This is a genomic window from Zoogloea sp., from assembly GCF_030157465.1.
GTDB lineage: Bacteria > Pseudomonadota > Gammaproteobacteria > Burkholderiales > Rhodocyclaceae > Zoogloea.
In genome coordinates this window covers 140734-162703 of record NZ_JAOAUU010000054.1, presented here as the reverse complement: position 1 = coordinate 162703, position 21970 = coordinate 140734, and the positions used below count along the sequence as shown (strand labels likewise).

The 21970-nt window shown below is 62.3% G+C and carries 13 protein-coding genes and 1 pseudogene; 4 read left to right on the top strand and 10 right to left on the bottom strand.

Going from position 1 to position 21970, the window contains the following annotated elements; translation table 11 throughout:
- A pseudogene (locus tag Q1W26_RS06275) lies at positions 1-374 on the top strand (OsmC domain/YcaO domain-containing protein); the annotation flags it as partial.
- A 228-nt stretch (positions 375-602) separates the two neighbouring features.
- Here Q1W26_RS06275 and glmS read toward each other — a convergent pair.
- Together glmS and glmU are read right to left on the bottom strand one after the other, a co-directional pair.
- Positions 603-2441, bottom strand: a complete 1839-nt coding sequence (gene glmS, locus Q1W26_RS06270) for a glutamine--fructose-6-phosphate transaminase (isomerizing) (RefSeq protein WP_300437300.1) — start codon at positions 2439-2441, stop codon at positions 603-605.
- A gap of 90 nt (positions 2442-2531) precedes the next feature.
- On the bottom strand, positions 2532-3896 hold the full coding sequence (gene glmU / locus Q1W26_RS06265) for a bifunctional UDP-N-acetylglucosamine diphosphorylase/glucosamine-1-phosphate N-acetyltransferase GlmU (RefSeq protein ID WP_300437298.1): 1365 nt from the start codon (positions 3894-3896) through the stop codon (positions 2532-2534).
- 193 nt (positions 3897-4089) lie between these two features.
- Between glmU and Q1W26_RS06260 the strand changes: the two genes are divergently transcribed.
- From Q1W26_RS06260 to Q1W26_RS06250, 3 genes are all read left to right on the top strand, one after another.
- Positions 4090-5502: a bifunctional enoyl-CoA hydratase/phosphate acetyltransferase gene (locus Q1W26_RS06260; RefSeq protein ID WP_300437295.1), complete on the top strand. Its 1413-nt coding sequence runs from the start codon at positions 4090-4092 to the stop codon at positions 5500-5502.
- Positions 5499-6698 (top strand): acetate/propionate family kinase, encoded by a 1200-nt coding sequence (locus Q1W26_RS06255; protein WP_300437293.1) that lies wholly within the window; start codon positions 5499-5501, stop codon positions 6696-6698. The genes Q1W26_RS06260 and Q1W26_RS06255 overlap by 4 nt, the downstream gene beginning before the upstream one ends.
- A gap of 114 nt (positions 6699-6812) precedes the next feature.
- The gene (locus Q1W26_RS06250; protein WP_300437291.1) at positions 6813-7925 is read left to right on the top strand and encodes a molecular chaperone DnaJ; all 1113 of its coding nucleotides are present in this window, start codon (positions 6813-6815) and stop codon (positions 7923-7925) included.
- Between the two features lie 146 nt (positions 7926-8071).
- On the opposite strand, the gene Q1W26_RS06245 is transcribed toward Q1W26_RS06250, so the two are convergent.
- The 8 genes from Q1W26_RS06245 to Q1W26_RS06210 all read right to left on the bottom strand — a co-directional run bounded on the left by Q1W26_RS06245 (position 8072) and on the right by Q1W26_RS06210 (position 21959).
- Positions 8072-9535: a glutamate synthase subunit beta gene (locus Q1W26_RS06245; protein ID WP_300437288.1), complete on the bottom strand. Its 1464-nt coding sequence runs from the start codon at positions 9533-9535 to the stop codon at positions 8072-8074.
- A gap of 1 nt (position 9536) precedes the next feature.
- A complete protein-coding gene (locus Q1W26_RS06240; RefSeq protein WP_300437286.1) occupies positions 9537-14213 on the bottom strand; it encodes a glutamate synthase-related protein in 4677 nt (1558 codons plus the stop codon).
- Between the two features lie 234 nt (positions 14214-14447).
- Positions 14448-15572 carry a deoxyguanosinetriphosphate triphosphohydrolase gene (locus Q1W26_RS06235; protein WP_300437284.1) on the bottom strand — a complete coding sequence of 375 codons (1125 nt, stop codon included), beginning with the start codon at positions 15570-15572 and terminating at the stop codon, positions 14448-14450.
- Between the two features lie 4 nt (positions 15573-15576).
- Positions 15577-16656 (bottom strand): 3-dehydroquinate synthase, encoded by a 1080-nt coding sequence (aroB, locus tag Q1W26_RS06230; RefSeq protein WP_300437280.1) that lies wholly within the window; start codon positions 16654-16656, stop codon positions 15577-15579.
- Entirely contained in the window at positions 16644-17186 is a 543-nt protein-coding gene (locus Q1W26_RS06225; RefSeq protein WP_300437312.1) for a shikimate kinase, read from the bottom strand. Before Q1W26_RS06225 ends, aroB begins: the two co-directional genes overlap by 13 nt.
- A gap of 59 nt (positions 17187-17245) precedes the next feature.
- On the bottom strand, positions 17246-19228 hold the full coding sequence (locus tag Q1W26_RS06220; protein WP_300437277.1) for an Ig-like domain-containing protein: 1983 nt from the start codon (positions 19226-19228) through the stop codon (positions 17246-17248).
- Between the two features lie 26 nt (positions 19229-19254).
- Entirely contained in the window at positions 19255-21441 is a 2187-nt protein-coding gene (pilQ, locus tag Q1W26_RS06215; RefSeq protein ID WP_300437274.1) for a type IV pilus secretin PilQ, read from the bottom strand.
- The gene (locus tag Q1W26_RS06210) at positions 21438-21959 is read right to left on the bottom strand and encodes a pilus assembly protein PilP (protein WP_300437271.1); all 522 of its coding nucleotides are present in this window, start codon (positions 21957-21959) and stop codon (positions 21438-21440) included. The genes pilQ and Q1W26_RS06210 overlap by 4 nt, the downstream gene beginning before the upstream one ends.
- Positions 21960-21970 lie beyond the last annotated feature (11 nt).

The following is a 21970-nucleotide window of genomic DNA, read 5'->3' as shown; positions in this document are numbered from 1 at the left end:
CGATTCTGGAATTGAAGCTGCTGATCAATCTCGCCTTGAAGCAATTTGAAGCGGCAAAGGAACAGGTGGAAGCCTTCCTGCAATACAACGAAAACACGGTCGAGCGCGGATTGTTTTATCAGGCCTTGAATGTGGTGCTGGAGGTGCTGCTGGACGACGAGCTGGAACTGGACAATTACGAGGCCAATTTCCGCCGCATGTTTGGCAACCCGCGGATGGACGCGGTGAGGGGGTCGGTGGACGGCAGCGTGCGCTTCTTCGGCCTGACGCCGACGAGCATGAAACTGGAAGGGCTCGACCGGCACCAGCGCCTGATCGATAGTTATAAAAAACTGCACGTGGCGCGGGCCAAGGTGGCGGCTTCATCCAGTTAGGCTGGATTAGCCCCAAGGGTGACCGGGTGGCTCCCAGCGCGCTTCGGCAACTGAACGGCGGCTAATCGGTGAATTGCAGGCCGAGCAGCCGACAGTCCATCCTGATTGATTTCAAGCACGTGCCAAGCCTGTAAAAACAAATGCGCCCGGGGATACCGGGCGCATCAAGGGGATTTGGAGTTTTCGACTTTAATTAATCAGAGCAAAAACCCCTGACCCCATACCCGCTTATTCCACAGTCACGGATTTTGCGAGGTTGCGGGGCTTGTCTACGTCGGTGCCCTTGACCAGCGCGGCGTGGTAGCTGAGCAGTTGCAGGGGGATGACGTGGAGGATGGGCGAGAGCATGCCGTAGTGCTCGGGCAGGTGCAGGATGTGCACGCCTTCGGATTCCGGCATTTCGCTGCCGGCGTCGGCAAAAACGTAGAGTTCGCCGCCGCGGGCCTTCACTTCCTGCAGGTTGGACTTGAGCTTTTCGAGCAGGGAGTCGGCCGGGGCCACGGCGATGACGGGCATCTCCTTGTCCACCAGCGCCAGCGGGCCGTGCTTGAGTTCGCCGGCTGGGTAGGCTTCGGCGTGGATGTAGGAGATTTCCTTGAGCTTGAGCGCGCCTTCGAGCGCGATCGGGTAGTGCTCGCCGCGGCCGAGGAAGAGGGCGTGGTGCTTGCCGGCGAAGCGCTGGGCCCAGCGTTCGATCTCGGGCTCGAGTTCGACGACCTTGGCGACGGCCACCGGCAGGTGGCGCAGGGCGGTGAGGTGGGCGGCTTCTTCGGCTTCGCTGAGGTGGCCGTTGATCTTGGCGAGGGTCAGCGTGAGCAGGGCCAGCGCGGCGAGCTGGGTGGTGAAGGCCTTGGTGGAGGCGACACCGATCTCGGGACCGGCGCGGGTTACGAAACGCAGCGCGGTTTCGCGCACGATGGCGGACTCGGGCACGTTGCAGATTGCCAGGGTCTTGGTCATGCCCAGGCTCTTGGCAAACTTGAGCGCGGCCAGGGTGTCGGCGGTTTCACCGGACTGGGAGATCACGACGACCAGGGTTTCGGGGTCGGGCACCGATTCGCGGTAGCGGTATTCGCTGGCGATTTCGACCGAGCACGGCAGCTTGGCGACGGCTTCGATCCAGTAGCGGGCGACGAGGCCGGCGTGGTAGCTGGTGCCGCAGGCGAGAATCAGCACGCGACGGGTGGCGCCAAAGACTTCCAGCGCCGGCGCGCCGAACAGCTGCGGGGAAATGCCGCCGCCGCCGGCGATCATTTCGAGGGTGTTGGCAAGGGCCTGGGGCTGCTCGAAGATTTCCTTCTGCATGTAGTGGCGATACTTGCCCAGCTCGACGGCATCGGCCGACAGGCTGGAGATGTTCACCGGGCGCTCGACCGGGGTGCCGTCCAGCAGCGTGACGCGGTAGCCGTCGAGGGTGAGTTCGGCCACGTCGCCGTCTTCGAGATAGACCACCTTGCGGGTCACCTGCAGCAGCGCCGCGGTGTCGGAAGCGGCGTAGTGGCCGTCTTCGCCGATGCCGAGGAGCAGCGGCGAGCCCTTGCGGGCAACGATGGCGCGGTTCGGGTCGGTTTCGCTGAGCACGCCGATGGCGTAGGCGCCGATCAGTTCGGCGATGGTGGCACGCACCGCGTCGAAGAGGTCGGGGATGGTCTTGAGCTTGTCGTGAAGCAGGTGGGCAATGGCTTCGGTGTCGGTTTCGGACGTAAACACGTAGCCCTTGGCCTGCAGGCTGCTGCGCAGCTCTTCGAAGTTTTCGATGATGCCGTTGTGCACCACTGCCAGACCGTCGGAGATGTGCGGGTGGGCGTTGCGCTCGGAGGGCACCCCGTGGGTGGCCCAGCGGGTGTGGGCGATGCCGATGCTGGCGGTGAGGCCGGTTGCATCGGCTTGGGCAGCCAGCGCGTCGACGCGGCCTACGGCGCGCAGGCGCTGCAGCTGCGGGGCGCCTTCGGTCTTGAGAACGGCGAGACCGGCGGAGTCGTAGCCGCGGTATTCAAGCTTGCGCAGCCCTTCAATAAGCACAGGAACGATGTTGCGACGGGCAATGGCGGTGACGATGCCACACATGATGGGGAGCCTTTCAGGAGAATCCGGCCGTCAGGCCGGATCGAAAACTGGAAATCGGAATGGGCGACGAAGTGGGCGGCGAAATGGAGATCAGGCCTTTTTGGCCTTGACCGGGCGCTTCCAGCCCGCCACGGAAACCTGTTTGGCACGGGACACGGTGAGCTGGTCGGCCGGCGCATCCTTGGAGAGGGTGGTGCCGGCACCCAGCGTGGCACCGCGGCCGACCCGCACCGGAGCGACAAGCTGCGTATCGGAGCCGATGAACACGTCGTCCTCGATGATGGTGCGGAACTTGTTGGCGCCATCGTAATTGCAGGTGATGGTACCGGCGCCAACGTTGACCCGCTGGCCGATGTCGGCGTCGCCCACGTAGGCCAGGTGATTGGCCTTGGAGTGATCGGCGATCACGCTGTTCTTCACCTCGACGAAGTTGCCCAGGTGCACATCCTTGCCCAGCACGGTGCCCGGGCGGGTACGGGCGTAGGGGCCGATGACGCAGACTTCGCCCATCACCGTGTCCTCGATCTGCGAGAAGGCGGCGATTTTGCTGCCGGCGCCGATGCGGGAGTTTTTCACCACGCAGTTGGCGCCGATGCGCACGCCGTCGCCGAGTTCGACACAGCCTTCGAAGATGCAGTTGATGTCGATTTCCACGTCGCGACCGCAGATGAGCGAACCGCGCACGTCGATGCGGGCCGGGTCGATGACGGTGACGCCGGCGTCGGTGAGGCCACGGGCGATGTTGCGCTGGTAGATGCGCTCCAGCTCGGCGAGCTGGGTCTTGTTATTGACGCCGAGGGTTTCCTCGAAGGCGTCGGGCTGGGTGGTGATCACCTCCAGCCCGTCGGCCACGGCCATCGCGATGATGTCGGTGAGGTAATACTCGCCCTGGGCGTTGTCGTTTTTAAGCTTGGCCAGCCAGTGGCGCAGGCGCTCGACGGGCGCGGCGAGGATGCCGGTGTTCACTTCGCACACCCGGCGCTCTTCAGGCGTGGCGTCCTTCTCTTCGACGATGCGCGTCACCTTGCCGGCGGCATCACGGAGGATGCGGCCGTAGCCGGTGGGATCGGTCATGTGGACCGTGAGCAGGGCCAGCCGCTTTTCGCCGGCGGCCGCCATCAGGCGCTGCAGGGTCGGCACGCCGATCAGCGGCACGTCGCCGTACAGGATCAGGGCCGTGTCGCCGTCCTCGACCAGCGGCATGGCCTGCTGCACTGCATGGCCGGTGCCCTGGGGCGGATCCTGGCGGGCCCAGGCGAGATCGGGTGCATCAAGGGCTTCGCGCACCACTTCGCCCCCGTGGCCATAAACTACGACGATGCGCCGGGCCTCCAGCGTACGGGCCGTATCGAGTACATGGCCCAGCATTGGCTTGGCAGCCAGCGGCTGGAGAACCTTGGGCAGCACCGAGCGCATGCGTTTGCCTTGGCCGGCGGCGAGAACGATCACTTCCATGGACATCCCTTAATGCGGTTTGAATGTATTTTCGCGGATTTTAGCACGTCGATATTTCAGGCCTTTGCGACACAGTTCTCGCTTTGAGGCCAGGCCACTGATGCAATGCAACACTCTTTTGATCTAGTGCTAAAGTTCCCTGCACGCCTTTCCGTAGAATCGTCATGCTGCATCGCAAAATCCAGGAAATGTCATGAACCATCAAAACCGCGACTTCATCCAGAACCGGACTTTCGACGAGATCGCAGTCGGCGACTCCGCCCAACTCGTCCGCACCCTTCTGCCCGAGGACATCCACCTCTTCGCCGTGATGTCGGGCGACGTGAACCCGACCCACGTGGACCCTGAATTCGCCCGCTCCAGCCAGTTCCGCGAAGTGGTTGGCCACTCGATGTGGGGCAGCGTGCTGATTTCGTCCATCCTCGGCACCGAATTTCCCGGCCCCGGCACCGTTTATGTCGGCCAGACCCTGAAATTCTGGCGTCCGATCACCATCGGCGACACCCTTACCGTCACGATCACCTGTATCCAGCGCTTCGAGCACAACCATCATCTGCTGCTCGAATGCCAGTGCGTCAACCAGGATGGCCTGAAAGTCATCGACGGCACCGCCGAGGTGATGGCGCCCACCGAAAAGATCAAGCGGCCGCGCATGGCCATGCCGGAAATCACCATTTCCGACCGCCAGCAACGCTATCTCCATGTGCTGGAAATGACCAAGGGCATGGAGCCGATCCCGATGGCGGTCGCCCATCCCTGCGACACGGAATCCCTGCGCGGCCCGATCCAGGCCCGCGACGCCGGCCTGATCATTCCGGTGCTGGTCGGCCCCGAGAGCAAGATCCGCGAAGTGGCCGAGCGCGAAGGGCTGGATCTGCACGGCGTGCGCATCATCGACGTGGCCCACAGCCACGCCTCGGCCGAAACCGCCGTGCGACTCGCCCGCACAGGCGAAGTCGAAGCCCTGATGAAGGGCTCGCTGCACACCGACGAGCTGATGAGCGAAGTCGTCAACAAGGAAACCGGCCTGCGCACCGCGCGCCGCATTTCCCACGTCTTCATGGCCGACGTGCCGACCTACCCGCATCCGCTCCTGATCACCGACGCGGCCATCAACATTGCGCCAAGCCTCGAAGACAAGATGCACATCGTCCAGAACGCCATCGAGCTGGCCATCATGATGGGCGTGCCCGAACCCAAGGTGGCGATCCTGTCGGCGGTCGAAACGGTCAACGTCAAGATCCGCTCCACGCTCGACGCCGCCGCGCTGTGCAAGATGGCCGACCGCGGCCAGATCCGGGGCGGCCTCCTCGACGGCCCGCTCGCGTTCGACAACGCGGTGTCCCTCGTTGCCGCCAAGACCAAGGGCATCCGCTCCGCCGTCGCCGGCCAGGCCGACATCCTCGTCGTGCCCGACCTCGAATCCGGCAACATGGTCGCCAAGCAGCTCGAATACCTGGCCGATGCGCTGATGGCTGGCGTGGTGCTGGGCACCCGCGTCCCCATCGTGCTCACCAGCCGTGCCGATACCGCCGAAACCCGCACTGCATCCTGCGCCATTGCGCAGCTGATGGCCCACAAACGTCGCCAGGGAGTCCGCCTGTGAAAGCTGTTCTCATCCTCAACGCTGGTTCGTCCAGCCTCAAGTTCGCGCTTTTCCCGATGACCCCGAAGCTGGCCGACATGCCGCGCCTGTCGGGTCAGGTGGAAGGCATCGGTGCCGAACCGCTGATGCACGCCAAGGACAACAGCTCCGGCGAGCGCTTTACCGAAGCCCTCGCGGTTCCGCCCGACACCGACCAGAACGGCCAACACCGCCTGGCACTGGAATTCATCTTCAACTGGATCAACCGCCATAGCCCCGGCGTCGAAATCGTCGCTGCCGGCCACCGCATCGTGCACGGCGGCGACCACTACGGCGCGCCCGTGGTCCTGACGCCGGAAGTCGTGGCCGAGCTCGAAACCCTGATTCCGCTCGCCCCGCTCCACCAGCCCCACAACCTGCGAGCCATCAAGTCGCTGTTCTCGCTGATGCCGGACGTCAGGCAGGTCGGCTGTTTCGACACCGCCTTCCACCGCACCCGCCTGCCCGTGGCCGAGCGTTTCCCGGTGCCCCGCGCCCTCTTCAACGAAGGCGTCAAGCGCTACGGCTTCCATGGCCTGTCCTACGAATTCGTGGCACGTCAGCTGCCGGATCTGCTCGGCGAGGAAAAGGCCCGCGGCGCCATCGTCATCGCCCACCTGGGCAACGGCGCCAGCATGTGCGCGCTGCGCGACGGCCTCTCCCGCGACACCAGCATGGGCTTCACCGCGGTAGACGGCCTGATGATGGGCACCCGCACCGGCAGCCTCGACCCCGGCGTGATCCTGCACCTGGTTGAACAAAAGGGCATGGACGCCAAGGCGCTTTCAAACCTCATCTACAAGCAATCCGGCCTGCTCGGCGTGTCCGGCATCAGCCAGGACATGCGCGTGCTGCTCGAATCCGACGAGGATTCGGCCAGGGAAGCGGTCGAGCTTTTCTGCTACCGCGCCGCCTGCATGGTCGGCCAGCTGTCGATGGCCTCCGGCGGCCTTGAGGCGCTGGTGTTCACCGGCGGCATCGGCGAGCACGCCGCCCCGATCCGCGCCCGCATCGCCGAATGGCTGGCCTGGACCGGCCTGCACCTCTACCCGGCCGCCAACCAGCGCCACGCCACCCGCATCCATACCAAGGACAGCAAGGTCGAAGTGCTCGTCGTGCCGACCAACGAGGAATGGATGATCGGCCACCACGCGGTAAATCTTCTCGGACTTGGCTGAACCTCAGCCGCCCGACCCGAAACTCAACATACCGGCGGTAACTGGATTCGTCCTCCTTCAAAGACGGCGCCAGTTGCCGCACCACCTCGGCGATCCGCCCGAGCGCACCTGAACATGCCCCTTCTCTCTCGTAAAGCCCTCCTGCCCCCCAGTCTGGTCCTCACAAGCGCAGCACCGCTCAACAAGGACCAGAAAGCCTTCAATACCCTGATCAAGAAAATCGACGCCCGGCGCGCCGAGCTGGCCGCCTGGGGCGAAGCAATCCCCCTGTTCAAGCAGCGCTACGTCAGCGACCTGCTGCCGCTACAGGACAGGGAAACCGAGCTGCACATCCAGCTTGCCCGCAGCCTGGACCTGGCCCACGGGCAAAAAGGGGTGACAAAGGGCGAAAAACGCAAGCTGTCGGTCATGATCAGCGAGCTTGCCCAGAGCGTTCTTGCACGCCAGGACGATGACGAGATCAAGGCCTTGTACAACACGCACAGCCAATCCGATTTCGACGCCGAAGAGGCGGCCCGACAGGAGGACATGAAATCCATGCTGGAAGAGATGCTCGGCATGGATCTGGGCGACGATATTGACCTGAGCTCGCCCGAAGAGCTGATGCAGCGGGTGGAAAGCCAGTTCCAGGCCCAGCACGAAGCCGGACACACCCAAGCGGCGCCGCGCAAGAAAACCGCCAAGCAACTGGCCCGCGACGCCCAGCGCGAAGCGGAGGAAAAACAAATGAGCCAGTCGATCCGCGAGGTCTATCGCAAGCTGGCCAGTGCCCTGCACCCCGACCGGGAACCGGACCCCGCCGAGCGGCAGCGCAAGACCGAGCTGATGCAGCGCGTCAATGAAGCCTACGAAAAAGGCAATTTGTTGCAACTACTGGAGCTGCAACTGCAGCTCGAACACATTGATCAGGCCCACCTGGCATCGCTCGGCGGAGAGCGGCTCAAGCACTACATCAAGATTCTGAAAGGCCAGCTGGGAGAGCTGGATATGGAAATCCAGCACGTCGAGCACGGATTTGCCGCCGAGTTTGGCCTGTCGCCCTTCGAGAGACTCCGCCCCCACGACCTGATGCCCATGCTGCAGGCCGACATGGCCCACTGTGAGATCAATATTCAGCGCGTGCAGGCAGACCTGGAAAACGTCGCTGATCCGAAGCAACTCAAAGCCTGGCTGAAGACCATCAACTTGCGCCGCCAACGCTCCACTGACCTGGATTTCCCCTTCTGACCCATCTGACTCCACGCATCGCGCGTGCTCATGATGGCCTCCTGAAAAACAAAATCCCCACCCGGCGAAGTCCGCTGGGTGGGGATTGAATGAGCATCTGCTTGAAGCCCGGAAAATTCCGGGCTTTTTAGTTGAACGCTCAGCGATCAGCGCGGCAGAACCGACGATCCCATCAGGAAGGTGTCGACCTCGCGGGCAGCCTGACGGCCTTCGCGAATCGCCCACACCACCAGCGACTGACCGCGACGCACGTCGCCGGCGGCGAACACCTTGGCCACGTTGGTGGCGTAGCAGCCGTCGCCGTCGGTCGTGGCTCTGGCATTACCGCGACCGTCCTTGTCGACGCCGAAAGCTTCGAGCAGGGACGCCACCGGATTGGTAAAGCCCATCGCGAACAGCACCAGATCAGCCGGCAGCTCGCGCTCGGAACCCGGAACTTCGGACGGCTTGCCGTTCTTCCATTCGAGTTCCACGGTACGCAGGGCCTTGACCTTGCCGTTTTCGCCGATGAATTCCTTGGTCGACACGGCAAACTCGCGCTGGCAGCCTTCTTCGTGGGACGAAGACGTACGCAGCTTGATCGGCCAGTACGGCCAGGTCAGCGGACGGTTTTCTTCCTTCGGCGGCTCCGGCATCACCTCGAACTGGGTGACCGACGCAGCGCCGTGACGGTTGGAGGTGCCCACGCAGTCGGAACCCGTGTCGCCACCACCGATCACGATGACGTGCTTGCCGGCAGCCGAGATCGGGTTCTTGTCGTCGCCCGCCACTTCCTTGTTTTGCGGCACCAGCAGTTCCAACGCGAAATGCACGCCGGCCAGCTCACGGCCCGGCACCGGCAAATCGCGCGGCACTTCGGAACCGGCAGCCAGAATCACCGCATCGAACTCGGATTTGAGCTGCTCGGCGCTGATCACCTCGACGGCGTCATCGTTGATGCCGGTGGCCGCCGGCTTGGCGCCGATGCACACCTGGGTGCGGAAAGTCACGCCTTCCGCTTCCATCTGCGCAACGCGACGGTCGATGTGGGACTTCTCCATCTTGAAGTCGGGGATGCCGTAGCGCAGCAGACCGCCAAGGCGGTTGCTCTTTTCGAACACCGTGACGTCATGACCGACGCGGGCGAGCTGCTGGGCAGCAGCCAGGCCGGCCGGGCCGGAACCGACGACCGCAACCTTCTTGCCGGTCTTGGTCTTCGGCGGCTGGGGCAGAACCCAGCCGTTGGCCCATGCCGTGTCGATGATCGCGTGCTCGATCGACTTGATGCCCACGGCCTCGATGTTGATGTTCAGCGTGCAGGCCGCCTCGCACGGAGCGGGGCAGATCCGGCCGGTGAAATCGGGGAAGTTATTGGTCGAGTGCAGAACCTCGATCGCCTCCTTCCAGTTGCCACGGAAAACGAGATCATTCCAGTCGGGAATGATGTTGTTCACCGGGCAGCCGCTGTTGCAGAACGGAACGCCGCAGTCCATGCAGCGCGCGGCCTGCTTGGACGCATCGTCGCTGCTCAGCGTGACGACGAACTCCTTGTAATTCTTGAGGCGCTCATCGACGGGTGCATAGGCCTCGGAGAGGCGCTGAAACTCGAGGAATCCAGTTGGCTTGCCCATGTTACGCGGCCTCCAGTTCGTTCTGTTTTTGCGCGGCCATTTCGGCCAGCGCGCGACGGTATTCGTGCGGCATCACCTTGACGAACTTGCAGCGGTAGGCTGCCCAGTCAGCCAGGATGGTCTTGGCGGTTTCGCTACCGGTGTAGGTGGCATGACGTTCGATGAGCATCTTGAGCAGGGCTTCGTCAGCCATGCCCAGGTGGCGCACGTCGACACGGCCATGGCCTTCGAGATCGTCGCCGGCCTCGCTACCCTGGCGGGCAGCAAACTCTTCCTCGACCGGCTCCAGGGCCACCTGGGCCATGTTGCAGCGACCTTCGAAGGTGCCGTCTTCATCGAACACGTAGGCGACGCCGCCGGACATGCCCGCCGCAAAGTTGCGGCCGGTCATGCCGAGGACCACCACGGTGCCGCCCGTCATGTATTCGCAGCCGTGGTCGCCCACGCCTTCCACGACGGTGGTGGCACCGGAGTTGCGCACCGCGAAACGCTCGCCGCCAACACCGGCGAAATAGGCCTCACCTTCGGTGGCGCCGTAGAGCACGGTGTTGCCGATGATGATGTTGCGCGACGTATCGCACTTGAAGCCAGGCGCCGGGCGCACGACGATACGGCCGCCGGAGAGGCCCTTGCCGACGTAGTCGTTGCCTTCACCCACGAGTTCGAGGGTCAGACCGCGGGACAGGAAGGCGCCGAAGCTCTGGCCGGCCGTGCCGTTGAGCTTGATATGCACGGTGTCGTCGGGCAGACCGGCGTGGCCGTACTTGGCCGCAAACTTGCCGGACAGCATGGCGCCGACCGTACGGTTGATGTTGCGCACCGGGACTTCGAAGGAAACCTTCTCGCCCTTTTCGAGCGCCGGCCTGGCCAGCTCGATGAGCTGGTTGTCCAGCGCCTTGCCCAGGTTGTGGTCCTGGGTTTCAGTGTGGATGCGTGGCACGTCGGCAGGCACGTTGGGCAGGTGGAAAATGCGGCTGTAATCAAGGCCGCGGGCCTTCCAGTGCTCGATGCCGGCCTTCATGTCGAGCAGGTCAGCACGGCCGATCAGCTCGTCGAACTTGCGAACACCAAGCTGAGCCATCAGTTCACGCACTTCCTCGGCAACGAAGAAGAAGTAATTGACGACGTGCTCGGGCTGGCCGGAGAAGCGCTTGCGCAGGGCCGGATCCTGGGTGGCAACGCCAACCGGACAGGTGTTGAGGTGACACTTGCGCATCATGATGCAGCCTTCGACGACCAACGGCGCAGTGGCGAAACCGAATTCGTCGGCGCCCAGCAGCGCACCGATGACGACGTCGCGACCGGTCTTGATCTGGCCATCGACCTGCACGCGGATACGGCTGCGCAGGCGGTTGAGCACCAGGGTTTGCTGGGTTTCGGCCAGGCCGAGTTCCCACGGCGAACCGGCGTACTTGATCGACGACAGGGGCGAGGCGCCCGTGCCGCCGTCGTGACCGGCGATCACCACGTGGTCGGCCTTGGCCTTGGCCACGCCGGCCGCCACGGTACCGACACCCACCTCGGACACCAGCTTGACGGAGATATCCGCCACCGGGTTGGTGTTCTTCAGATCGTGGATAAGCTGGGCCAGATCCTCGATCGAGTAGATGTCGTGGTGCGGCGGGGGCGAAATCAGACCGACGCCCGGCACCGAGTGACGCAGGAAGCCGATGTATTCGGACACCTTGTGGCCGGGCAGCTGGCCGCCTTCGCCGGGCTTGGCGCCCTGGGCCATCTTGATCTGGATCTGGTCGGCGTTCACCAGGTATTCGGTGGTGACACCGAAGCGGCCGGAAGCCACCTGCTTGATCGACGAACGCAGGCTGTCGCCGGCCTGCAACTGCAGATCACGCTCGATGCGGCTGGCGCCGATGATCTCGGACAGCTTGGTCGGCTGGTTGATCGGGATGAATCGCTTCGGATCTTCGCCGCCTTCACCGGTGTTCGAACGACCGCCGATGCGGTTCATCGCCACGGCCAGCGTGGTGTGCGCCTCGGTGGAAATGGAGCCGAGGGACATGGCGCCGGTAGCGAAACGCTTGACGATTTCCTTCGCGGATTCGACCTCTTCCAGCGGCACAGGCGCGCCGACGGGCTTGAGTTCGAACAGGCCGCGCAAGGTCATGTGGCGCTTGCCCTGATCGTTGATGATCTTGGCGTATTCCTTGTAGGTGTCGAACTGGTTGGAACGGGTCGCGTGCTGCAGCTTGGCAATGGCGTCCGGAGTCCACATGTGCTCGTCACCACGGACGCGGTAGGCGTATTCACCGCCGGCATCCAGCATGTTGGCGAGCACCGGGTCGGCGCTGAAGGCCTGCTGGTGCAGACGGATGGTTTCTTCCATCACTTCAAACACGCTGATGCCTTCAACCTGCGACGAAGTACCGGTGAAGTACTTTTCGATCAGGGACTTCTGAAGACCGATGGCTTCGAAGATCTGCGCGCCGGTGTAGGACATGAAGGTCGAGATGCCCATCTTGGACATGACCTTCATAAGGCCCTTGCCGACGCCCTTGATGAAGTGCTTGATGTACTTGTCGGCGGTTGCGGCATCGCCCTTGGCCAGCTCGGTGAGGGTTTCGAGCGCCAGGTAGGGGTGCACCGCTTCGGCGCCGTAGCCGGCGAGCACCGCGAAATGGTGGGTTTCGCGGGCAGAACCGGTTTCGACAACCAGGCCGGTACGGGTGCGCAGCCCCTTGGTGACCAGGTGCTGGTGAACCGCCGAGGTGGCGAGCAGCGCCGGGATGGCCACGTTGAGCGCATCGACCTTGCGGTCGGAGACGATAAGGATGTTGGAGCCGTTGAGCACCGCATTTTCGGCTTCAGCACACAGCGAGGCCAGGCGGGCTTCGACGCCCTCCTTGCCCCAGGCGAGCGGATAGCAGATGTCGAGCTCGGCCGAGCGGAACTTGTTTTCGGTGTAGCGGGCGATCTCGCGCAGCTTCGCCATGTCGGCGAAGGTCAGCACCGGCTGGGTGACTTCCAGGCGGTACGGCGGATTGATCTCGTTGATGCCGAGCAGGTTGGGGCGCGGGCCGACGAAGGACACCAGCGACATGACCAGTTGTTCGCGGATCGGATCGATCGGCGGGTTGGTCACCTGGGCAAAAAGCTGGCGGAAGTAGTTGTAGATCGGCTTGTTCTTGGCCGACAGGACGGCCAGCGGGCTGTCGTTGCCCATCGAGCCGGTGGCTTCCTCGCCGCTCTTGGCCATCGGTTCAAGGATGAACTTGATGTCTTCCTGCGTGTAACCGAAAGCTTGCTGGCGATCGAGCACCGACGCAGCGCACTCGGGCGCGGCAACCGATGCAGGTTCGGTACAGGCGTCGAGCTTGATGTTGATGCGCGACAGCCAGTCCTGGTAGGGCTTTGCGGCAGCGAGGGACTCCTTGAGTTCCTTGTCGTCGATGATGCGGCCCTGCTCCATGTCGATCAGGAACATCTTGCCGGGCTGCAGGCGCCACTTCTTGACGATCTTGGCGTCGGGAATCGGCAGCACACCGGATTCGGAGGCCATGACCACACAATCGTCGTCGGTAACGAGGTAACGGGCCGGACGCAGGCCGTTACGGTCGAGGGTGGCGCCGATCTGGCGGCCGTCGGTGAAGGCCACCGCAGCGGGGCCGTCCCACGGCTCCATCATCGCCGCGTGGTATTCGTAGAAGGCGCGACGCTTCGGGTCCATCAGCGTGTGGGATTCCCAGGCTTCGGGAATCATCATCATCATCGCGTGGGCCAGCGAGTAGCCGCCCATGACGAGCAGCTCGAGGGCGTTGTCGAACGAAGCCGAATCGGACTGGCCCGGGTAGATCAGCGGCCACAGCTTTTGCAGATCGTCGCCGAGCAGCGGGGACGAGGTGCCCTTTTCGCGAGCGCGCATCCAGTTGTAATTGCCGCGAACGGTGTTGATTTCACCGTTGTGGGCAATGTAGCGGAACGGATGGGCGAGATGCCAGGTCGGGAAGGTGTTGGTCGAGAAGCGCTGGTGCACCAGCGACAGCGCGGACACGCAGCGCGGATCCAGCAGGTCGGTGTAGTACTGGCCGACCTGGTCGGCGAGCAGCAGACCCTTGTAGTTGATGGTCCGCGCCGACATCGACGGCGTGTAGAACTCCTTGCTGTGCTTGAGCTTGAGGCTGCCGATGGCATTGGCAGCCCGGCGGCGGATCACGTACAGCTTGCGCTCAAGGGCGTCGGTGACCATCACGTCAGGGCCGCGACCGATGAAGACCTGACGGATCACCGGCTCCTTGGCCTTGACGGTGGGCGACATCGGCATGGCCGGATCGGTGGGCACGTCGCGCCATCCGAGCACAACCTGGCCTTCGGCGCGCGCAGCACGCTCGATCTCTTCTTCACAGGCGAGGCGGGAGGCATGCTCCTTCGGCAGGAAAACCATGCCGACGCCGTAGTCGCCGGCAGGCGGCAGGCTGACGCCCTGCTTGGCCATTTCCTCGCGAAACAGGGTATCCGGAATCTGGATCAGGATGCCTGCGCCGTCGCCCTGCAGCGGGTCGGCACCAACGGCACCCCGGTGGTCCAGATTCTTCAGGATCTCGAGACCTTGCAGAACGATCTCGTGAGTTTTGTTGCCCTTGATATGTGCGATGAAGCCGACACCACAGGCGTCATGTTCGTTGGCGGGGTCGTAAAGACCCTGCTCCAGGGGAAGATCCATCTTGTTTTTCCTCGACACAACACACACCGGCGCTAACACTCCTGTAGCACCGGACCTTCAAACTGCGGGAGAGTCGCCCCGTCCGAACCGTTAAAAAGCCGGCAGAAACGGCCGGCCGGCTACGGGTGATCCCGACGAGGAGACCGTTCAAACACATTGGGCGAGGCTTGAATATACCGCCGCAAGCGTCCGTCCTTCAAGGATTTTTTGCGCTGCGGCATTGCTGGCGGCCGATCAGTAGATTTCACCGACAGCGTACAGACGCCGATGCTCCTTCATGGCGTATCGATCGGTCATTCCGGCGATATAGTCGGCAATGGCCCGCGGCTTGTCGCTTCTGGCCATCTGCTGGTACTGCGGCGGCAGCAGACGCGGGTCGTTCATGAAGGCGGCGAACAGATCCTGGATGATGCGCCGGGCCTTGTCGGTCATGCGCAGAACCTGATAGTGGTGATAGAGGCTTTCGCGCAGAAAGCCCTTGAGAACGCGCAACTCGGGCAAAAGCTCTGCGCTGTAGGCAACCAGTCGCGGCGCGCGCCGAACATCGTCGAGGGAGGCGACCTGCGCCTCCAGGATGTTCGCGCGGGTTCTGTCGATGAGATCAACCGCCATCAGGTTGATCATGCGCCGGATGGTTTCGTGGATCAGTCGGCGCCCGGCCAGCCCCGGATAGGCGCGCTCCACGATCTGCCGGTTGCGGGCAAAGATCGGCACGGCATCGAGCTGTTCGAGGGTAATCAGCCCCGAGCGTAGGCCGTCATCAATATCGTGATTGTTGTAGGCGATTTCGTCGGCCAGGTTGGCCAGCTGCGCTTCGAGAGAGGGCTGGCGGCCTTCGAGGAAACGGCGTCCGATTTCGCCGAGTCCTTCGGCGTTTTTGTGCGAGCAATGCTTGAGAATGCCCTCCCGCGTTTCGTGCAGGAGATTGAGTCCGTTGAACTCGGCATAGCTTTCTTCAAGAACGTCGACCGTGCGCAGCGACTGCAGATTGTGCTCGAAACCGCCGAAATCCTTCATGCAGGTATTGAGCGCCTCCTGCCCCGCGTGGCCAAAGGGCGTGTGACCGAGATCGTGGGAAAGGGCCACGGCTTCGGCGAGGTCTTCGTTGAGGTGCAGCGCGCGGGCGATCGAGCGAGTGATCTGGGCCACCTCGATGCTGTGGGTCAGCCGCGTACGAAACAGGTCGCCCTCGTGATTGACGAAAACCTGAGTCTTGTATTCAAGCCGCCGGAAGGCCGTGCAATGAACGATGCGGTCGCGGTCGCGCTGAAATTCGCAGCGTGCCAGCGGCGCTGGCTCGGCGATCTGCCGGCCTCGGGAGTTGGCTTCGCAGACCGCGTAGGGCGCCAGTTGGGTCATGGGGTCAGCAGCACGCTTCGATGCTGGCGCGGATGTCGGCGCTTGCGGCTTCGGAAGTGATCACCGCGCGTCCGATCTGGCGGAGCAGCACAAGACGCAGGGTACCGTCGGTCACCTTTTTATCGTGGGCCATCAGTTCGAGGTAGCGGTCGGCGCCCAGCGGCGCACCTTTTACCGGCAGCCCGGCACGCACGTGGATGGCCCGAACCCGCTCCACATCCGCATCGGACAACCATCCCAGTCGGCGCGACAGGTCGGCCGCCATCACAACTCCGGCCGCAACGGCCTCACCATGCAACCACTGGCCATAGCCCATGCCGGTTTCGATCGCGTGGCCAAAAGTGTGCCCGAGATTGAGCGTGGCCCGCTCACCCTGCTCGGTTTCGTCGGCCGCGACGACTTCGGCCTTGTTGCGGCAGGAGCGCTCGACGGCCTCGGCCAGTGCATCCGGATCGCGTGCCAGCAGGCGCGCGATATTGGCCTCGATCCAGTCGAGGAAAGGCAGGTCACGGATCAGGCCGTACTTGATGACTTCCGCAAGACCCGCCTTGAGTTCGCGGTCCGGCAGGGTATTGAGCACGCTCGTGTCGGCAAGGACGAGTTTCGGCTGGTAGAAGGCGCCGATCATGTTCTTGCCGAGGGGATGGTTGATGGCCGTCTTGCCGCCGACCGACGAATCCACCTGCGACAACAGCGTGGTCGGCACCTGGATGAAGGGCACGCCACGCTGGTAGGTGGCCGCCGCAAAGCCGACCATGTCACCGACCACTCCGCCGCCGAGGGCAATAAGGGTTGTGCTGCGGTCGCAGCGCTCGCCCAGCAAGCCATCGAAGATCAGGTTGAGGGTCGGCCAGTCCTTGTGAGACTCGCCGTCCGGCAGCACGATCTGGGTAACCTGCAGCCCTTTCGCCTCCAGGCCGGCAACAAAGGGGGCCAGATAAAGGGGCCCGACCACATCGTTGGTCACCACCGCGACGCGCCGGGTCTTCAGATGGGGAACGATAAGGCCGGGATCCGAGAGCACCCCCGCGCCAATATGGATTGGATAACTGCGTTCGTCGAGTTCGACGTTCAAAGTGCGCATATGGCCTGCAATTCCTTTTCGACCAGCCGGACCATTGCATGAGGCGTGCCGCGCCCGCCTTCGACGACGATGTGCGCCACATCGCGGTAAAACGCGTCGCGAGCAAGGTACAACTCCTGCAAGCGCCCTTTTGGATCCGGCACCTGCAGCAGCGGTCGGCTGCGGTCATGACGGGTTCGCTCCCACAAAATCTGGGGCGGAACATTCAGATAGACAACCACGCCCCGCTCGGAGAGCAGGGCACGGTTCTCGGGACGAATAACGGCCCCACCCCCGGTGGCAATCACAAGATCGGGCTCGAGGGTGAGCGCGTCCAGGGTCTGGGTTTCACGACGGCGAAAACCGTCTTCGCCCTCGATTTCGAAAATTATTGGAATCTTGACGCCGGTGCGTGCCTCGATTTCGTGGTCACTGTCGACAAAACGCCGGCCGAGGCGCTTTGCGAGCTCTCGGCCGACTGTGGTTTTTCCTGAGCCGGGCATGCCGACCAGGACGATGCAGCGAGTTTTTTCGCTGGAGACTATAGGCATGAAGAAAGTCAGGATGTCACATGGAACTGGCGGCCCTCCGGGACCGCCAGCCAACGAAGCTAATTTTTGTCAATACAAGAAGGCCGAGTGCCAAACGGCGAAAACTGGAAGGACGGAGAAACAGCCAAATCGCTCACCTCACTCGCTAGGTAGGGCAGATAAAAACTGCGGGTTGCCGTATTGTTCTGCCCCGCGACGGCGGCCGTAACCTTTAACTCTATCTTGGTCCAGGCAGCATACGCGGGCGGATAGACAACCCAGAACGCCGCAGCACCCGAATTATCGGTGGTCACCGTAACGCTGGTCGCAGCCGTTGCGCTAGTAACGGGCGGCATAACAAGCGCCGCGCCATTCGGCTCGAGAACACCGTCACCGTCTTGATCCCCCAATTCTCCACTCTGGAAGAAACCATCATTATTGGCATCTTCTGAGAAACAAGTCGCCTTGGAAGCTATCACCCACTTACCCGCATTAGTGCCCGTACCCTCTTCAAAGATGCCCTTTTGGAATTCAACACCTCTCAGCGCAATCGTCACAGCCTGATTGCGAACCGGATTGCCGGCAGTATCCGTCACGAAAACACCCCATACAGATGTGTAACGTGGAGGGCTATCCATTTTCTGAATGAGATTGTCGGTACCAATTACGATGTTCACCCCCTGCCCAGCAACAGTCAGCTGCGTCGCCCGAGTTACGGAGGTGCCAAGGACTGTTGCCACGACAGTCACTGCATCCTTGCCCGTCAGGTTGGGATCTGCCTTGAAGGTGGTCGAAGCGACGCCGGACGCGTCGGTGTCGGCAATCGACGGATTCGCCTGGCCACCACCGGAGGGCGCGGTAAAGATGACCTTGCTACCCGCAACAGGGTTGCCGCTGTCGTCCCGCACGATCGCGTAAATGTTGCCGGTACTATTCGGGGACAGAGTAGTGGGATCGGCCTGCACCACGATCTGGGTCGGCGTCAGGGAAACAAAGGAAATCTCACGCTTGGCCGTCGTACCAGAGCCCGAAGATGCTGCCAGAATCGCGGACACCGTTGCGGCTCCCGCACTCGGCGAAGTTACGTAGGCCTTTGCCGTAGTGCCACTGAAAGCAACGGTTGCCGCAGCACTCGTCCGCTTGCTGGGGTTAGACTGGTTGTAAAGTACGTCGGCATCACATGCGGCCAGCGTCGTGTAGGCGGAACCTCGCGAGGATGTAAAGGTCGCTGATGTTCCGCTCACGCCGCCTACAAGCTGGACCTCCACCTCTCGACAAGTGTTGATCGCAACCGTCGCATTACTTGCGGGGCTCGTGAAGGCAAAGTTAATAGCCGAGATCGGAAGATCCTTGACTGCACTGGCCCCCAAGGCACTAATGGTGATCACGTCGGCACCACTGATCGTCGGCTTAAAAGTCAGCGTCGCCAGCCCGCTGGCGTTGGTGGTAACAGTGGCCGGAACCGGGTTGCCGAGCGAGGACTTCACCGCAACACTCTGATTCGCAATTGCCTTGCCCGCACCGTCGAGCAAGGTCACGGTCATCGCGACATTTTCACCAATGACACCTGAGGAATCGCCACCGAAACCGAGCCTGGAGCCAAGCACGGTAATGGTCGTTTCCTTCACGAGAGACTGGTACGTTGCCTTTACCTTGACTTCCCGGTTCGCCTTGTTGTCATTCGAATCGAAGGTCACGGTTGCTACACCGGTCGTCTCGTCTGTTTTCACAGAACTCTCGGACAAGGAGCCGGAGTCGACCGAGAAATTGACCGTCTCACCCTTCACGATACCGTTCGATTTGTCCTTCAACGTTGCCTTGACCGTGACCACCGAAGCGCCGTCCGTCTGCAAAGTCGGCGAATCAACGGTGAGCGAAAGTTGAGTCACAATGGTCGAGGACGAATTGCTCGCGCAGGTCGGATCGGTGGTGTAGGGCAGGCAAGTAGAGGTAGCACTAGAGCCACCACCCCCACCTCCGCAACCAACCACTACCACCGCAGCAAGCATGGACAGGATCAAACCCGACCGGCGCAAGCAGTCGGCAATGTTGGAGTTATGCATTTTAAGTTCCATTCAGACCTGGGTTTTCAACGTAACCCAAGCTGATCGTTGATGATGCGGGGCGTGATGAAGACGAGCAGCTCGGTCTTGTTGTCCTTGCGCTCGTTGTTCCGGAACAGGTAGCCCAGAACCGGAATATCTCCGAGCAAAGGAACCTTGGTCGTGTTGTTGCCGACTTCCTGAATATAAATACCGCCGATGACGATCGTGCCGCCGTTCTCGACAACGACTTCGGTCTTGACGTGCTTGGTGTCGATCGGGACGTTGCCGCCGGCAACCGGCTGGTCGTAACGGGCCTGGTCCTTGTTCACCTCGATGGCCATCATGACCTTGCCGTCAGGCGTGATCTGCGGCTTCACCTTCAGCGCAAGATTGGCTTTCTTGAAGCTGACGGTGGAAGCCTGCAATCCGCTGGCCGTGGTTTGATAGGGGATTTCGGAGCCCTGCTCGATGATCGCCTCAGCCTTGTCCGCCGTCATGACGCGCGGGCGGGACACCACTTTGCCGCGGCCGTCGGCTTCGAGTGCAGAGACCTCGAGATCGATGTAGCGTGTTGCTGCGCTGTTCCATAGCGCAAAGGACAGGGCGCCCGCCTGCTTGGCATTTATATTGCTGGCCGGCAGGTTAAGGGCCAGCGCGTCCCTGAAAAAGTCTGGCTTGGTCTCGATCTGCCCGGCCTGATAGCCCGTGCCGGCCAGTCCACCGCCGAAGTTATTGCGGAAGACGGATACGCCGTCAGACGTTGTGCCGAGCTGCCCGCCCGTTTTGGCGCCAAAGCCCAGCCTCACACCGAGGTTGCGCGCAAAAGTGTCGGTTGCCTCAACAATCTGGGCCTCAATCAGCACCTGACGCTGCTCCACATCGACTTCGGCGATCAGGCGGCGCATTTCCTCGAGCCGCGAGGGAATGTCGTTGACGAAAATCTTGTTGCTACGCTCGTCGGGAACAACGCTGCCCCGTTTGGAGAGGACGGTCTGGTCCTTGTTCTTCAGGAACTCGGCGACGCTCTTGGCCTTGTGATAGTTGATCTGGAAGCTCTCGGTACGCAGGGGCTCCAGATCCCCGATCTGCGCCTTCGCCTCAAGATCGAGCTTTTCACGGGCGGCCAGCTCATCCCGCGGCGCGATCCAGATGACGTTGCCGTTCTTGCGCATGTCGAGGCCACGGGCCTGCAGGATGATGTCGAGAGCCTGATCCCAGGGCACATCCTTCAGGCGCAGGGTAAGGTTGCCCTGCACGGAGTCGCTGGTAATGATGTTGAAGTTGGTGAAATCCGCAATCACCTGCAGCACGGATCGCACGTCGATATTCTGGAAGTTCAATGAAAGCTTTTCACCACCGAAGCGGTTCTTGCCGATCCCCTGGGTGAGCTTGTTGGGATCTTCCTTGACCGGCTTCACCTCAAGAACAAACTGGTTGTCGCTCTGGTAGGCGTTGTGCTCCCACAAACCCTTTGGCGTGATCGTCATGCGAACGTTGCCACCCTGCGTCTGGGTCAGGACGCTCGAAACCGGAGTACCGAAATCGACCACGTCGAGCTTGCGACGGAATTGCTCGGGCGCATCGGTCTTCAGGAAATCCACGATCAGGCTGGAACCCTGCTGCCGGATGTCGATGCCGGCATTCGGGTCGGAAAGATCGACAACCAGCCGGCCTTCGCCATCTTTCCCGCGCCGGAAATTGACGTCGCGAATGGTATGTCGCTCGCCCTGCGACAGGGTCGGCGGTGCAGCGAACTGTGTGGACTGGGACACGCCCACTCCCGCGGCCTCCTTGAACTGGGCTGCGGACAGGGTGATCAGGAGATCCCGGTCCTCAATGCGGGCATCGTACGGAAATACGCGGGTCAGATTCAGCACGAGACGCGTACGGTCGCCAACCTGGACGATATTCACGCTACGCAGCTCTCCCGTGTTGAGCACCTGGCTGTTGCGACCGAGAGCGTTGGCGGTGTCTGGAAAATCGAAGGCGATTCGAGCCGGATTGGCAACGCTGAAACTGCCCGGAACAGCCGCGAGGGGCTGGGCCATGGTCAGCTTGAGAATGATATTGCCGCCTTGTTCCGCAGCAACGATCTTCTCGATACGGTTGCCGGTCTGCACGGTCGCAGCCGGCGGCGTTTGCGCCAGCACGGAAACGGTCGGGACAAGACTTCCGAAACTGGCAGCCAAAAGCAACGCGCCAAGCCTGACACCACAACTTCTTGTTTTCATTTCTTCCCCTCCTGGGGCGCCTGCTCCTGCAGTTGCAGCGTACTGATGCGTTCAGCCCATTCACCGCCGGAGTCTTCGACGAGCTCCTTCAAAGTGACCTCTGTCTCCGTGATAGCGGTGATCTGCCCGTAGTTCTGCCCGAGATAGTTTCCGACCTTGACCTGGTGCAGCGTCTTGTCAGCAGCGACGATGGCGTGGGACTGCCCCCGCTTGATCAGCACCCCGACCATTTTCAGCGACTCAAGTGGATAGGACTCAAGGGGCTCGCGCCGACGATTTGCGTCGGGCACAAACAAGCCGGATTTTTTGTCCGGCTCGAGCTTTGCCGGCTTGAACGGGTCAATGAGCGCAGCCCCCTGGTAACTCACCGGCACAACCTGCTGAATGGGTGGCAGCGGCTTGAGGTTCGGCTTCAGATCCCTGGAGGCTTCCTCCATCCACTTTCGCAGGTCGTCCTGCTGGTCGCTGCATCCGCAAAGCAGCAGCGCGGCAGCCAGCGGCAGCACAGTCAGTCGCATGATTCTCACTT